Annotated in this window: 12 protein-coding genes; all 12 read left to right on the top strand. The window is 68.2% G+C overall.

Annotation, left to right across the window (positions count from 1 at the left end; genetic code table 11):
* Positions 1 to 119 precede the first annotated feature (119 nt).
* The 12 genes from JRI60_RS52585 (at position 120) to JRI60_RS52530 (ending at position 15,336) form a co-directional block, all read left to right on the top strand.
* Entirely contained in the window at positions 120 to 941 is an 822-nt protein-coding gene (locus tag JRI60_RS52585) for a hypothetical protein (protein WP_204223703.1), read from the top strand.
* 308 nt (positions 942 to 1,249) lie between these two features.
* The gene (locus JRI60_RS52580) at positions 1,250 to 1,468 is read left to right on the top strand and encodes a hypothetical protein (RefSeq protein ID WP_204223702.1); all 219 of its coding nucleotides are present in this window, start codon (positions 1,250 to 1,252) and stop codon (positions 1,466 to 1,468) included.
* A 130-nt stretch (positions 1,469 to 1,598) separates the two neighbouring features.
* Complete coding sequence (locus JRI60_RS52575) at positions 1,599 to 3,167, top strand: sensor histidine kinase (RefSeq protein ID WP_204223701.1); 1,569 nt, start codon at positions 1,599 to 1,601, stop codon at positions 3,165 to 3,167.
* A 116-nt stretch (positions 3,168 to 3,283) separates the two neighbouring features.
* Positions 3,284 to 4,006 (top strand): class I SAM-dependent methyltransferase, encoded by a 723-nt coding sequence (locus JRI60_RS52570; protein ID WP_204223700.1) that lies wholly within the window; start codon positions 3,284 to 3,286, stop codon positions 4,004 to 4,006.
* Positions 4,007 to 4,017: 11 nt separating this feature from the next.
* On the top strand, positions 4,018 to 5,403 hold the full coding sequence (locus JRI60_RS52565; protein WP_239470248.1) for a sensor histidine kinase: 1,386 nt from the start codon (positions 4,018 to 4,020) through the stop codon (positions 5,401 to 5,403).
* An 82-nt stretch (positions 5,404 to 5,485) separates the two neighbouring features.
* Positions 5,486 to 6,298, top strand: coding sequence for a hypothetical protein (locus tag JRI60_RS52560; RefSeq protein ID WP_204223699.1), 813 nt, complete (start codon positions 5,486 to 5,488; stop codon positions 6,296 to 6,298).
* On the top strand, positions 6,298 to 8,139 hold the full coding sequence (locus JRI60_RS52555; RefSeq protein ID WP_204223698.1) for a MopE-related protein: 1,842 nt from the start codon (positions 6,298 to 6,300) through the stop codon (positions 8,137 to 8,139). Before JRI60_RS52560 ends, JRI60_RS52555 begins: the two co-directional genes overlap by 1 nt.
* A 172-nt stretch (positions 8,140 to 8,311) precedes the next feature.
* Entirely contained in the window at positions 8,312 to 9,727 is a 1,416-nt protein-coding gene (locus JRI60_RS52550; protein ID WP_204223697.1) for a glycosyl hydrolase family 18 protein, read from the top strand.
* A gap of 80 nt (positions 9,728 to 9,807) precedes the next feature.
* Positions 9,808 to 11,184, top strand: a complete 1,377-nt coding sequence (locus tag JRI60_RS52545) for a chitosanase (RefSeq protein ID WP_239470247.1) — start codon at positions 9,808 to 9,810, stop codon at positions 11,182 to 11,184.
* A gap of 235 nt (positions 11,185 to 11,419) precedes the next feature.
* A complete protein-coding gene (locus JRI60_RS52540; RefSeq protein WP_204223696.1) occupies positions 11,420 to 12,295 on the top strand; it encodes an MXAN_6577-like cysteine-rich protein in 876 nt (291 codons plus the stop codon).
* 123 nt (positions 12,296 to 12,418) lie between these two features.
* The gene (locus tag JRI60_RS52535) at positions 12,419 to 13,819 is read left to right on the top strand and encodes a M16 family metallopeptidase (protein WP_204223695.1); all 1,401 of its coding nucleotides are present in this window, start codon (positions 12,419 to 12,421) and stop codon (positions 13,817 to 13,819) included.
* On the top strand, positions 13,819 to 15,336 hold the full coding sequence (locus JRI60_RS52530; protein ID WP_204223694.1) for a M16 family metallopeptidase: 1,518 nt from the start codon (positions 13,819 to 13,821) through the stop codon (positions 15,334 to 15,336). Before JRI60_RS52535 ends, JRI60_RS52530 begins: the two co-directional genes overlap by 1 nt.
* Positions 15,337 to 15,361 lie beyond the last annotated feature (25 nt).

Below are 15,361 nucleotides of genomic sequence, written 5' to 3'. Positions count from 1 at the left end.
CCGCCCGCCACGCGCCCACATGCCCGCGCCGGGCAGGTGTGGCCGATATCCAACTCGGGGAGTCCAGGGAACTGGAACGGGAAGAACTGGCCGAAGAACCTCCCGCTCCCCGCCCGACCATGAACCTCCGCGCCCTTTCGCTCCGCCAGACGCTGCTGCCCACCGCCGCCGCCGTGGCCCTCGCCGCCTGCGGGGGAGAGGGGGCCTCGCTGCGCTTCTCCGTCCACGAGTCCCAGGCCCAGGCCGCCAGCGTCCACGTCCAGGCCGACCACTACCTCATCCCACCCGCGCCCACGTTCCGCTCCAGCGACGGCGTCACCTTCACGCTCACCGAGGCGCGCCTCCACCTCAAGGACATCCGCCTGGACCTGCCCCAGGGGACGAAGTGCGCGGACGTGCGCGGCCTGCTCGCGGGCGCCACCTGCAAGGGCGGTGAGTCCGGCAGCGGCTCGGGCACCGTGGTCGTCCCCGGCCCCATCATCGTGGACCTGATGACGGGCGCCACCCTGCCGGACCTGTCCACGATGCGCCTGCCCGCGGGCACCTACAAGCGCATCGACTTCCGCCTCGAGGAGGCCAAGGCCGGCGAGGTCGCCGTCACCGAGCCCCTCGTGGGCTACAGCCTCCGGGTGAAGGCCAGCTTCACCCAGGACTCCACGCCCTCCAGCCTGGAGCTCAACCTCAAGTTCAGCGAGGACGCGCGCTTCGAGTCCGCCACCGGCGTGGAGGTGGGCGCCGATGACGAGCTGCTCGCGCTGCTCAAGCCCCAGGTGTGGCTCGAGGGCCTGCCCGTGGCCGCGTGCCTCCAGAAGGGGGACCTGGAGATGAGCAGCAACGTGCTGCTCATGGACGCGAGTGCCAAGGGCGACTGCAGCGGCGCCGAGGACACCGTGAAGCGCAACATCAAGAACAGCGGGGACCTGCGCAAGTCGACGAATTAGCCCGAGCCGGCAAGCCACCCGGGACGCGAGCCTCTTCTCCCAGCAGCTCGCGCCCGGGTCCTTCCGGCCCGCACACGGGGGTTGCCTCCCACCGTGGCTCGGGCCCGGCCCCCTCCGGGACCTCCACCCCGGAGGGGGCTGTGCGGACAGCGCGGCCCCCGGTCAGGGCCCTCGCACCTCCCCCTCTCCTGTCGTCCGCCGCGTGCCCCCGCCTGGGGCAGCCGTGCGGGCTGGCGTCGCTTGTGGCCGCCGCGCCCCGGCCCCACCCTCGAAGGGAGACGATTCCCCCTTCCACCCGAGAGGAAGCCATGGCCGACAAGAACTGGGGCAACTGCAAGGGCTGCCGTTACTTCGACAGCCACCATGCCAACCCGGACGACACCGAGGTGGCCCGCTGCATGGAGCCGGATCTGCGCAAATTCGACCTCCAGGTCTCCGGAATGAGCGGCTGTAGCGAGTTCGAGGCCCGCACCGGCATCTCCGGTGGCGTCTACGCGGAGTCCGACACCGCTTCCACGATGCACTGAGCCTCGGGCGGAGCGCTCGCGCGGCCCGCGGGCAGGGGCGGGCCACCCGCTCCGAGGTCCGGCCGCCTGTCCACGAGACGAGCGCCGGGTCGGGGAAAAAAGCCTCGGAGCACCAACAATTGATACAGGTATGCTGCACGACATGGCCTTGTCGCCGATGCACCACGAGGACCTGGCGGACACGGCGCTGCCTGTTGGACTGGGCCCTATCGTGCTCCTGGATGCCATCCAGGCGCTCGTCCTGGTGCTCGACCCGAAGGGGTGCCTCGTCCACCTCAACCGCCTGGGAGAGCAGGTGCTCGGCCGCTCCACGAGCGAGGCGCGGGGCCTGCGTCTGGAGGAGCTCGTCACGCCAGGGCACGAGCAGGAGCGGGAGCGCCAGGCGCTCGCGCGGCTGGTGGAGGGTCCCCACCCGGCCCGTCACGACGGCCTCTGGCACACGCGCGGGGGCCAGCGCCGGCTGCTCGAGTGGAGCACGTCGCGGCTCGAGTCCGGGGAGGCGGCCGGCTACCTCGTCCTCACCGGCGTGGAGGTGACGGAGCGCGACCAGGCGCTGCGCGAGCAGGTGGACTTCTTCCAGACGCTCATCGACAGCATCCCCAACCCCATCTTCCACAAGACGCTGGATGGGCGTTACCGCGGCTGCAACCGGGCCTTCCTGGAGATGCACGGCAAGAAGCGCGAGGACATCGTCGGCAAGTCCGTCTGGGAGATGGCCCCGCCCGAGCTCGCCGCGCGCTACGCCGCCAAGGACCAGGAGCTCTTCGACCACCCGGGCATCCAGACGTACGAGTCCCAGGTGCGCTTCGGCACCGGCGAGGTGCACGACGTCATCTTCTACAAGGCCACGTACACGGACTCGCGCGGACAGCCGGCGGGGCTGGTGGGCATCGTCCTGGACATCACCGACCGCAAGCGCGCCGAGGCGGCCCTGGCCCGGGCCCACGACGAGCTGGAGGTGCGCGTGCGCGAGCGCACCGCGGAGCTGCAGAAGCTCAAGGACGCGGCCGTGGCGGCCGATCGCACCAAGAGCGAGTTCCTCAACATCGCCTCGCACGAGCTGCGCACGCCGCTCACGTCGCTGCACCTGGTGCTCACCCAGGCGCGGCGCCAGCTGGAGGCCCACCAGCCCGTCTCGGACGTCACGCTCATCTCGCGCATGGAGCGCTACACGGGGCGCCTCACCCGGCTGGCCAATGACCTGCTGGACGCCTCGCGGCTGGAGCGGGGCCAGCTGCACATCCGCACGCGGCCGGTGGACCTGCGCGCCCTGGTGGCCGACGTGTCCGAGGACTTCCGCCAGCAGCACCCCCAGCGCCCGCTGGAGGTGCGGCTGCTCGAGGGCGTCGCGTGGGTGAGCGCGGACCGGGACCGCATCGAGCAGGTGCTCGGCAACTTCCTCGACAACGCGATGAAGTACACGCCGCCCGAGGCCCGCGTGGCCGTGCTGCTGGCCTCCTGGGACAGCACCTTCCGCGTCTCCGTCTCCGACGAGGGCCCGGGGATTTCCCCCGAGGAGCAGGCCCAGCTCTTCCAGCGCTTCAACCGGCTGTCCTCCTCCGTGCACCAGCCCGGCCTGGGCCTGGGCCTCTACATCTCGCGCGAAATCATCGCGCGCCACGGCGGCTCCCTGGGCGTGCAGGACCACGCGGGCCGCCCGGGCATCACCTTCTTCTTCGAGCTGCCCCGCGCCCGCTGAAAGTCCGCTGCCGCACGCTCCAGACACCCCGAATTATCCGCCCCCGCAGAATTTCTACACTCCTGGCGGACATAGATCGCTCCGACGGGACGACCTGGGGTAGACCAGGGGGCCGCATGTTCCACCCCAAGGGACCGAGCCTCATGGAGCTCCTTCAGCAGGGCCTGAGCTCGGTGGAGCGCGGGTATGACCTGCTGGCGCCCAAGTTCGAGTACACGCCGTTCCGCACACCGGACGCGCTGCTGAAGGCGAGCCTGGAGGTGGCGGGCAAGCCGGGGAGCGTGGGGAGCGCGCTGGACGTGTGCTGCGGGACGGGGGCGGCGATGCGCTACCTGAGGCCGCTGTGCCGCGAGCGGGTGGTGGGGTTGGACCTGAGCCAGGGGATGCTGGACGAGGCGGGGCGGCTGCTGGCGCAAGCGCCGGGAGAAGCGCGGGTGGAGCTGGTGCGGGGCGACGCATTGGAGATGGGGTGGCGGGAGGAGTTCGACCTGGTGACGAGCTACGGCGCCTTCGGACACGTGCTGGAGGAGGACGAGCCGCGGCTGGTGGCGGGAATCCACCGGGCGCTGAAACCGGGAGGCCGCTTCGTGTTCGTCACGGGGGAGGAGCCCTCGAGGCTGCGCCCCGGGTACTGGGTGGCGCGGGCCTTCAACGCGGCCATGCGGGTGCGCAACGCGCTCTGGAGGCCGCCCTTCGTCATGTACTACCTGACCTTCCTGCTGCCGCGCGCCCGCGAGCTGCTGGAGACCCACGGGTTCACCGTGGACGTGCGCCCGGAAGCGCTGCCCGAACCGTATGAGCGGTACGGGTTTCGCGTGGTGATCGCCACCCGGCGCTGAGGAAATACCCCGTGCAGCTGCCTCTGCCCTCTGTTCGCCCCATCGAGACCCCGACCCCCGAGCAAGCCGCGAGCACGGAGAAGGCACAACGGCTGAGAAAGAGCCTGGTGTTCGCGGCGGGCACGCTGCTGCTGTACGGCATGGACGTGCTCATCCTGGGGCAGCCGAGCCTCGAGACGCTGCTGACGCGGGTGGCCTGGTGCGCGGAGTTGTTGGCCTACGGCTGGGCGGTGCGGAAGCTGGACGAGCGCTGGTATCCGGCGGTGGCCACGCTCAACAGCGTGCTGACGAGCGGGTTCTTCCTGAGCCTCGTCTACTTCACGGGGCAGGCGCGGAGCCCGTACATCAACCTGGTGCCGACGGTGCCGCTGATGATGGCGCTCGTGCATCCACGGCATGCGGGGCCGGCCATTGGCGGTGGAATCACCAGCACGCTGGGGGTGCTGGGCCTGATGCTGGCGACGCGCGACAGCGTGCCGCACGCGCTGGGGTGGGCGTGCATGGTGGGCTCGTCCACGTTCTTCGCGACGTACGCCTCGGGGCAGTTGCGCAAGGCGCAGGCGGCCGAGAGCGAGGCCCGGCTGGAGCGAGCGCGGCGCGAGTCACTGGAGAAGCTGGCGGTGGCCGATCGCCACCGGGCACAGACGGAGAAGCTGGCGACGGTGGGGCGGCTGGCGGCGAGCGTGATGCACGAAATCAACAACCCGCTGGCTTTCGTGCGCTCCAACCTGGACTTCCTGCGCACGGAGGTGCTGGCGCAGCAGTTGCCGGACGAGACGCGGCAGGAGTTGCAGGAAGTGATGGACGAGACGCGCACGGGGGTGGAGCGAATCCGTCAGATTGTGTCGGACCTGAAGGGCTTCTCGAGGATGGATCAGGAGGAGCCGAGCGAGTGCGCGCTGGCGGACGTAGTGACGGACGCGGCGAGGCTGGCGGGGGTGAGGCTCAAGCACGTGGCGAAGCTGAAGGTAGAGGTACCGGCGGAGCTGCCGGAGGTGTTCGCCACGAGGAGGAGACTGGCGCAGGTGCTGTTGAACCTGCTGGTGAACGCGGGGGACGCGCTGGAGGAGGCGAAGGTGCAGGGGGGAGAGGTGACGGTGAGGGGAGTGGCGGAGGGGGGGAGGGTGACGCTGATGGTGGAGGACAATGGGCCAGGGATTCCACCCGAGGTCTTGCCGAGGGTGTTCGACACCTTCTTCACGACGAAGGGCCCGGAGAAGGGAACAGGACTGGGCCTGTCGATCTCACGAGAGCTGGTGGAGCGCTTCGGGGGAACACTGAGAGCGGAGAACCGCCCCGAGGGAGGCGCACGGCTGTGTCTGGAATTGCCGGTGCATGCGCCCACGACAACCACCACCCCTCTCCCTCTGGGAGAGGGACGGGGTGAGGGTATCTGACCCCTGGGGTTGTCTTCACGACAACTGAGTCAATCCAGGTCCGTGTGGACAGACCTACATCCCGCACCTACCATCGCGCGCCATGCCGCGATCCCCGCTTCATGTGCGACTGGTGCTCGCTCTGTGCATCCTGGCCGTGACAGCCGCCCCGAGGGCCGCGCACGCGCAGGATGCCTTCAACCGCTATCTCACTGCCGCGGTGAGGCTCTACGAGAGCCTGGAGTACGAGCGGGCGATGGAGCAGCTCCAGCGAGCCAAGGGATTGGCCCGAGACATGAAGCAGGACGTGGCCATCGCGTTGCACGAGGGAATCATCCTCGCGGACATGGGAAAGAGGGAGCAATCCCAGACGGCCTTCAAGACAGGGCTGCTGCTCGATCCGGAGGCGAAGCTGCCGCTCGCGGTCTCGCCCAAGGTCGAGCGTGACTTCGAGGAGATGAGGGCCCGCGTGAACAAGGAGCTGGGCCGCGCTCCGCCCCCCTCCCCCAAGGAGCCGAAACCACCAGTCATCGCCAACAAGGACCGGCCCGAGCAGCAGGCCACGACGCCCGACCTGAATGCACCCGCCCCCGCGACTCCCCCTCCGTATGTAGCCGGCGTGGCGGAACCTTCGCGCATGCGGATGCCCGCGACATCCATGGTGCTGGCGGGAGTGGGGGTAGCGGCGCTCGGGGTGGGGACGGTGTTCGGTCTCCAGTCGCGCTCCAGCGTGAACGAGGCGCAGAACACCCCCTTCCAGGATGTGACACGCTCGCACTGGGAGGATGCCCGGAGCAGCGCGAACGTGGCCAACGTGCTGTTCGGCACGGCGGGGCTGGCCGCCGTGGGAGCAGTCGTCACCTGGGTGCTGTCACCGAAGGACAGCGCGCCCTCGACCGCGAAGGAGACTCAGTGATGAGCCGCCTGATGGGATGCATGGGAGTGCTGTGGCTCCTCGCGGGTTGCACGGTGCCGAGCCTGGAGGACTTGCTGAAGGACAAGGCTCGCGAGTGCAACACGGAGCACCCCTGCGACAAAGGGTATCTGTGCATCCAGCAGGCCTGCGTCACGAGCCCCTGCGGTGACTCCGTGACCACCGTGGGGTACCGGGATGAGGACAGTGATGGATACGCCGGACTGAACGCGGCCTACGTCATCTTCTGCGGCAGCATGCCGGACGGTTATGCCTCCCAGAGTGGAGACTGCAACGACAGTGACACGAGCATCAAACCCGGCGCCAGCGAGCTGTGCGACGGACGAGACAACGATTGCGACGGCACCAGCGACCAGGGAGTGGGCAGCCCTTGGTACTACGACCGGGATCGCGACGGCTTCGGCGACCCGGATACCGCGCCGCTGCTGAGTTGCACCAGGCCCGCGGACACGAGCACCACCCGCTACGTAGAGACCGCCACGGACTGCAATGACTCGAACCCCGCGGTCTACCCGCGCAACGATGTCTCCGAGGCGCGGTGCGACGAGGTGGACGATGACTGCGATGGCAAGGTGGACGAAGGCTTCGAGGCCAAGGGCGCCGCATGCAGCGACCCCTGTCCCGGCGGACAGTACGCCTGCAATGCCAGTCACACCGGGCTGAGTTGCAACAACGCTCCGGCCCCGATGCTCTATTACCCAGATGTGGACGGGGATGGCGCGGGCGACGACAAATCCACCCCGGTCCAGGTGTGCCCTGGCGCGACACCGCCCACGGGAGCCATCGCCAACACGGACGACTGCGCCGATCAGGACAAGTACAACCGGCGTGGCATCGCCGAGAGCTGTGACGATCGGGACAACAACTGCGACACGCAGCGGGACGAGGGCAACGTCTGCGGGGGCAAGGGATGGAATGTGGTCGCGGACGGCGCCCTCATCGGCACTTCCCATCAGTGGAAGACGGTGGCGATCGGCTCGGGCGGGTTGCCAGTGTGGGTCGCGGGAGACAATGGTGCACTCGCGGTCCGCACCGCGGCAGGCCAACCTTTCAAGAGTCTCGATGGAGCTTGCGGTAACTACGACTGGCGCGCCGCCTGGGTACGCCCCAACGGCCATGTGTTGCTGGCCGGTGAGGGCGGGCGTCTGGCCGAGTATGACGGCATCAACGCCTGCTCCAATCAAACAACCACGACATCAGGCGACAGCCTCACTGGCATGGTCGAGTTCAACTCACCCAATTCCCAGGTCTACATCGTGGGCAGCCTGGGACGGATGTACGCGTGGACGCCTGGCTACCAACCGGAAGAGCGTTACAACGAGACTTCAACCTACTTTGGCATCCACGGATTGGCCCCTACGCAGTTGCTCGCCGTCGGAGGCCAGAGTGAAGCCAATTCGGCGCCCTACATCGCCAGCTATCCCGGCAGTGGCAACCAGGGCTCGGTGGTACGTCATACCCTGAATGGAGCCTCCGGTTTCACCGGAGTCCTGCGCGCCGTGTGGATGGGCGATTCCAGACTCGCCTACTCCGTGGGAGACAATGGTCTGGTGATGAAGTGGGACGGAGCCACGAATTGGACCCGAGTGAGCCCGCCACCGGATAACACCACCGCCCCCTTCTCCAGCGTCGTGGTGCTGGACCCCTCCTCCATCTACGTCACCGATGCGAGTACCAACGGCTCCATCCGCCGGTTGAACGCGGCGGGCACGTGGTTCACCGCAACCACCGTGAACAGGCCCCTCCGAGACATCGCGCTCAGCTCGCCGGGCGACATCTGGGCCGTGGGCGACGACGGCCGCGTGGTGCACTTCCCGGAATAGGCCCAGGCGGCTCACGATTCTCATGACTCGGGAATAGTACGTTCCCCATATTTATCCAGGAATCCAGCAATTCCTTGACCCGATCCGAGCAGGTGAAGCCTCATGAGGTCCAATCCCGGGAGCGGTCGCCCACAGTGGCCGCCCTCCGGGGAGAACCCCAGAGGAGTCACCCGTGCCGCGTAACGCATTCCAGTTCAGGACCCTGGCGTTTGGAGCCGCGTTTCTCTCCACCCTGGCGGGCTGCTCCGGAGAGCCCGACGTTGCCTCCGAGGAGCCCACGGCGAAGGTCGAGGAGCGAGCGCTCGCGACGAAGGTGATCGGCTACGTCCCCACGTGGGCGGGCGACATCAACACCCTCCCGTACGACAAGCTCACGCACATCAACTACGCCTTCGTCCTGCCCACGGCGCAGGGCGGCCTCACGGGGCCGAGCAGCGGGGACGCCCGGCTGAAGTCGCTGGTCCAGACGGCGCACTCGCGCGGCGTGAAGGTGCTCATCTCGATTGGCGGTTGGAACAATGGAGATGACTCGGGCTTCGAGAAGCTGGCGGCCAACGCGGGCACGCGGACGACCTTCGTCAACAACGTGGTGAACTTCGTGACGGCGGCGGGGCTGGACGGCGCCGACATCGACTGGGAGTACCCGGATCCGGGGACCTCGGCCACCAACTACGGCCTGCTGATGCGCGAGCTGTCCACCGCGCTCCACAGCCGCGGCAAGCTGCTCACCGCGGCCGTCGTGGCCAACGGCTACACGGGCGGCGGCGTCCCCACCGCGACCTTCGCCGACGTCGACTTCCTCAACCTCATGGCCTACGACGGGGGCCAGCCCCACTCGACGTATGACTACGCCGTCCAGTCGATGAACTACTGGCTCGGTCGCGGTCTGCCCAAGGACAAGACGGTGCTCGGCGTGCCCTTCTACGGCCGCTCGCCGTCGTCCTACGTCGGCTACAACGAGCTCGTCGCGCGCGACCCGCAGGCCCCCTACAAGGACAACGTCGGCGACGTCTATTACAACGGCATCGCCACCATCCAGTCGAAGACCCGGCTCGCCATGCAGCAGGGCGGCGGCGTGATGATCTGGGAGCTGTCCCAGGACACCTCGGGCTCCACCTCGCTGCTCAACGCCATCGCGCAGGTGGCCAGCGGCGGCACCGGAAGCAACACGTACCGCATCGTCAACAAGGCCTCGGGCAAGTGCGTGGACATCGCCGGCCCGAGCACCGCGGATGGCGCCAACATCCACCAGTGGACCTGCCACACCGGCGCCAGCCAGCAGTGGACGATGGAGCCCACCGACAGCGGCTACTACCGGTTCGTCTCGCGCTACAGCGGCAAGGTGATCGACGTCTCCGGTCCGAGCACCGCGGATGGCGCCAACATCCATCAGTGGACCTCATTCAACGCCACCAACCAGCAGTTCAAGCCCGTGTCGCTCGGCAATGGCTACTACCGGCTCGAGGCGCGTCACAGTGGCAAGGTGATCGACGTCACCAGCTGCACGACGAGCGGCGACGGGACCAACATCCAGCAGTGGACCTGGTCCAACAACGACTGCCAGCAGTTCCGGCTCGAGCAGCTGTAAGGCTTCAGGACTGAAACGCTCCATCAACCGAGGCGGCTGTCGCGAGGCGGCCGCCGCATTCTCTGAAAGGACATACCTTCATGAACAGACATCATGCTGTGATCGGGGGTTTGAAGCTGGCGCTCGCGGGGATGGCCACCGCGCTCGCCGCATGTGGAGGAGGGGACGTGGGAGGAGCGGAGACGCTCTCGGGCGAGGCCTGGCAGGAGCTCGCGGCCTGTTCGTACACCCTCACCACGAACACCTACGACGGCCCGGACTACTGGGGCACGATCATCTTCAAGAACACCGGCACGAGCGCCATGACGAGCCCGCGCATCGCCTTCAACGTCCCGAGCGGCGTGACGTGCGATCACGACGAGCCGGGCTGGTCGCACACCCAGAGCGGCACGACCTGCACGTACTCGAGGACCTCGAGCCTGACGGTGGGGGTGAACGCCTCGTACACGTTCTATTACTCCACGAACTCGAACGTCTCGTTCACCGCCACCAACGTGCAGATCAGCGACCCCAGCTGCGGCGGCGGTGGCAGCGACGCGGGCTCGGGCAGTGACGGTGGCACGGGCGGCGACGGCGGCACGGGCAGTGACGGCGGCACGGGCGGCACCGACGGTGGGCTCACGGACAACCAGAAGAAGGTGGCGGAAGCGCTGACCAGCATCTGGGAGAACGACACGCCGGTACTCGCGTACGCGTACGCGGAGAACATCGGCGATGGCCGCGGGTATACGAACGGGCGCGCGGGCTTCTGCACCGGCACGGGCGACGCCATCCAGGTCATCCAGTGCTACGTGAATCTCCGCAGCGCCTCCAACGGCAACCTGATGGCCAAGTACATGCCGGGGCTCACCACCATCAACAACCGCTTCCTCTCGACGGGCCAGAACCAGGCGTCCACGGCCGAGCTCGACTCCGTCGGCAACTGGGTCAGCGACTGGGGCACGAGCTACAACAACACCACCACCCGGGCGGACTTCAAGAGCTGCCAGGACCAGGTGAGCGAGCGGCTGTACCTCACGCCCGCGCTGAACGAGGCGAAGAAGTGGGGCCTCACCTCGGCGCTGTCCAAGGCCGCCTTCTACGATGCCTATATCAACCACGGCACCCTGAAGCAGTTCATCACCGCGGCCAACAACGCCCTGGGCAATCCCAACCAGGTCGCCCCGGCGATTGGCTACAACGGCATCACCGAGAGCGCCTTCCTGCAGAAGTTCCTCGAGAAGCGCCGCGACGTGCTCTACAACGACTCGACGTGGCGTGAGGCCGTGGACCGCGTGGCCGCCTACGAGAAGCAGCGCCGCCGGGGGAACTGGAACTTCACCTCCGCCGTCAGCAACGACGTCCGCGCCCGCGACTGCTGGGGCACCACCTACCCGAGCAGCGGGTACACCGTGCGGACCATCAACCCCGACGGCACCTGGAGCACCCCGAGCTCGTACCTCTACGCGTGTAACTGAGCCGGCTCCTCCGACTCCCACCCGGGTGAACTTCCCATCCGGGTGGGTCGTGGGCGGAGAAAAGCCGAGGAATTCCAGCGACTTCGCCAGGCCGCGAAGAAAAGTTCCCACGAAATTCCAGTCCAGCGACCAAGCCGATGCCCGTCCCAGGACGCGGCATGGGCGAACCCATCTCCAGGAAAGATGAACCGCTATGGACAGGAAGAACCTTCTCGTGTGCTGGCGAGCAACCGCCGTGGCCTTCGCATCGGCGCTGGTGCTCGGGGCGTGTGGCACCACGATCCCGGATGAGGAAAGCGGCGAGGGAACCTTCCGCTCCGTGCCCCAGGCCGAGACGCAATGCATGCCCCAGTGGCCCTCCCTCTCGTACACGACGACGGCCTCCAACGGCGTCTTGCAGATTCAAGGCACCTGGTCGGTCCCCGAACCCATGGACGGTGTACGACTGACCTACTACCTCGACGATCAATGGGTCGCCGGCCCCGACCAGCTCACGGGTGGCGCGAGAACCAGTGGCGAGTACGGCCGGGGGACCTTCACGAAGACCCTGAACTACAGCGGCTGCCGCGACTACTCCGGCGGCAATCACTCGGTCCGAATCTCCGCCCGGATGACCTACTACGGAAGCCCCAGCACGGGCTGCAACTCGAGCGGCGGGACCGCGGACTACTCCCGTAGCTTCTTCGACGAGAGGTGTCCCGTGTGCACGGTGGGCACCACGAGCTGCGGCGGAACCTGTGTCAACCTGCAGAGCGATCCGGCCAACTGCGGTGCCTGCGGCAACTCCTGCGGGAGCTGCCAGACGTGCGTCAACGGCACCTGCCAGCTCCCCACGCCCACCACGAGCAGCTGCAATGGGACGTGCACGGATACGCTGAGCGATCCGGCCAACTGCGGTGCCTGCGGCAACTCCTGCGGGAGCTGCCAGACGTGCGTCAACGGCACCTGCCAGCTCCCCACGTCCACCACGAGCAGCTGCGATGGGATGTGCACGGATACGATGAACGATCCCTACAACTGTGGCGCGTGCGGCCGTAGCTGCGGTGACTGTAAGATGTGTTACAACGGCCTCTGCCGGTTCAGCTCGGCGCACTGCCAGTCTCCCCCGTAGCGAGGGGCCGCCGAGCGCGGGCGGGGCCCAGAACACGATTCCCGGGGACATTCCCCCTGCGCCGGGAACAAGGCACGTGCTAAGCGGATTGCCTCTGGACAACCCGAGGAGGCACCGCTCCGCATGAAAGCGCTCATCGCCGCCGCCGTCCTCGCCCTCGGCCTCCCGGCCTTCGCCCAGCAGCAGGAGGCGAAGCCGCTGGAGCCCGGGCGCGAGGCGCTGGCCATTCCGTACGAGAAGTACAAGCTGCCCAACGGGCTGGAGGTCATCCTCGCCCGGGACACCAAGCTGCCGGTGGTGGCCGTCAACGTCTGGTACCACGTGGGCGCCTACAACGAGCAGCCGGGCCGTACCGGCTTCGCCCACCTCTTCGAGCACATGATGTTCCAGGGCTCCAAGCACGTGCCCGACGACGTCCACATCTCCATGCTCGAGCAGCTGGGCGCCAATGATCTCAACGGCACCACGAACTTCGACCGGACGAACTACTTCGAGACGGTGCCCAGCAACCACCTGGAGACGGCGCTCTGGCTGGAGAGCGACCGCATGGGCTTCCTGCTGGACGCGTTGGATTTGAAGAAGCTCGACAACCAGCGCGAGGTCGTGAAGAACGAGCGCCGCCAGGGCGTGGAGACGCGCCCCTACGGCGTGGCGCAGGAGAAGCTGTGGCAGACGCTCTTCCCGGCGCCGCACCCGTACCACGGCAAGGTGATCGGCTCCATGAAGGACCTGGACGCCGCCACGCTGGACGAGGTGAAGGACTTCTTCCGCAAGTGGTACGCGCCGGCCAACGCCACGCTCGCGGTGGTGGGGGACTTCGACCCGAAGCAGGCGCGCGCCCTCATCGAGAAGTACTTCGGCTCGCTGCCCAGCGGCCCCAAGCCGGAGAAGCCCCAGGTGGCCGCGGTGAAGCACACGAAGGAGCAGGTCATCCGCCACGACGAGAAGGTGGGCACGCTGCCCACGGTGATGATGGCCTGGCTCACCCCGGCGTACTTCACGGAAGGGGACGCGGCCGGAGACGTGCTCGCCAACGCGCTGGGCACCGGCAAGTCCAGCCGCCTCTACAGGCGCCTGGTGCTGGAGAAGGGCCTGGCGCAGAGCGTGAGCGCCAGCCAGCAGAGCCTGGGGGCGCAGTCCGTCTTCATCATCGAGGCGGTGGCGCGGCCCGGCATCTCCAGCGACGCGCTGGCCCGGGAGATCGACGCGGTGCTGGACGAGGTGCGCCGCGAGGGGATTACGCAGGAGGAGCTGAACCGGTCGCGCACGCGCTTCGAGACGCAGATGCTGGCGGGGCTGCAGTCGGTGGGCGGCTTCGGCGGCAAGGCGGACGTGCTGCAGAGCTACAACCACTACGTGAGCGACCCGGGCTACCTGGACGAGGACCTGGCGCGCTACGACGCGGTGACGGTGGACAAGGCGCGGGACTTCGCCCGTGACCTGCTGAAGCCCGAAGCCCGAGTGGTGGTGCACGCCGTGCCCGCCCAGAAGTCCCCCGCCTCCTCCAAGAAGGAGACCCGCTGATGCGCCGCCTCTTCACAGCCGTTTCCGTCCTGACGCTCGCCACCGGGTGCATCAGCGCCCCGTTGCCCAAGCCCGAGGAGCCCACGCCGGCGCCCTCGCCCGAGACGCCCGCCCCCGCGCCCCAGCCCCAGGAGGACGCCGAGGCCTTCCGCGCGCAGCCGCCGAAGCCGGGTCAGCCCCCCGAGCTGGTGTTGCCGAAGTTCGAGCAGGCGAAGCTGGACAACGGGCTCACCGTGCTGGTGAGCACGCGCAAGGAATTGCCGCTCGTCTACGTGGGCGTGGCCTTCGCCACGGGAGGGGCGCAGGACCCCGCGGGCAAGTGGGGCCTGGCGGACGTGACGTACAAGATGATGCTGGAGGGCGCGGCGGGGAAGGACACGCTGGCGCTGGACCGGGCGTTCCAGGACCTGGGCGTGTCGCCCTCGGTGAGCACGGACCCGGATGGGGCCTTCATCGGGACGCGGGTGCTCAAGCGCAACGCGGACGCGGCGCTGGCACTGCTGTCGGACGTGGTGCGCAAGCCCAACTTCGCGCAGAATGACTTCGAGCGGCGCAAGAAGCTGCAGCTGGCGGAGCTGGTGCGCGCGATGGGGAGCCCGGGCTTCCTGGCGCAGCAGGCGTACCTCAACGCGGTGTTCGGCCCGAAGCACCCCTACGGGCACCCGGTGAGCGGCCTGCCGGCGACGGTGGAGTCGCTGACGCTGCAGGACGTGAAGTCCTTCTACCAGAAGAACATGGGCCCCAAGGCGGCCGCGCTGGTGGTGACGGGAGACATCACGCTGGACGAGGCGGTGAAGCTGGCGAAGAAGGCCTTTGGCGACTGGAAGGGGAGCGCCACGCCGCCGGCGGTGCCGCCCGCGCCGCCGGTGCCGGCGCGGCAGCAGGTGGTGTTCGTGCCCAAGCCGGGGCTGGATCAGACGGTGATCGTCATGGGGAGACCGGGCATCGCGCTGGGCAACCCGGACGAGCACTCGCTGGACCTGGCGACCACGGTGTTCGGCGGCTTCTTCGGCAGCCGGCTGAACATGAACCTGCGGGAGGACAAGGGGTACAGCTACGGGGCGGGGGCGAACTCGGACGCGAGGCTGGGGGTGGGACCGCTGACGGCGTCCTCGGCGGTGAGGGCGGACGTGACGGGCCCGGCGGTGGCGGAGTTCTTCCGGGAGCTGAAGGGGATACGCGAGCGTCCCATCACGCAGAAGGAGCTGGAGGCGGCGCGGGAGGGCCTCATCCGGGCGATTCCGGGCGAGTTCGAGTCGGTGGAGGGACTGGGCTCGAGCGCGGCGCAGCTCTTCTTCCTGCGCAGGCCGATGGACGAGTTCGCGAGGACGGTGGAGGGGCTGGAGAAGGCGACACCGGCGGAGGTGCAGCGGGCGGCGGAGGGGTACCTGAGCCCGGAGGCGATGCAGGTGGTGCTGGTGGGAGACCCGGAGGTCATCCAGCAGCAGGTGGGCCCGCTGGAGCTGGGCAAGCTGGTGGCGGAGAACCCGGTGGAGCCGCCGGCCACGAAGCGGTGACCCGCGGGTATACCCTCACCCTGGC

It is taken from the genome of Archangium violaceum (genome assembly GCF_016887565.1).
GTDB lineage: Bacteria > Myxococcota > Myxococcia > Myxococcales > Myxococcaceae > Archangium > Archangium violaceum_B.
This window is presented reverse-complemented; position numbering and strand designations above follow the sequence as displayed.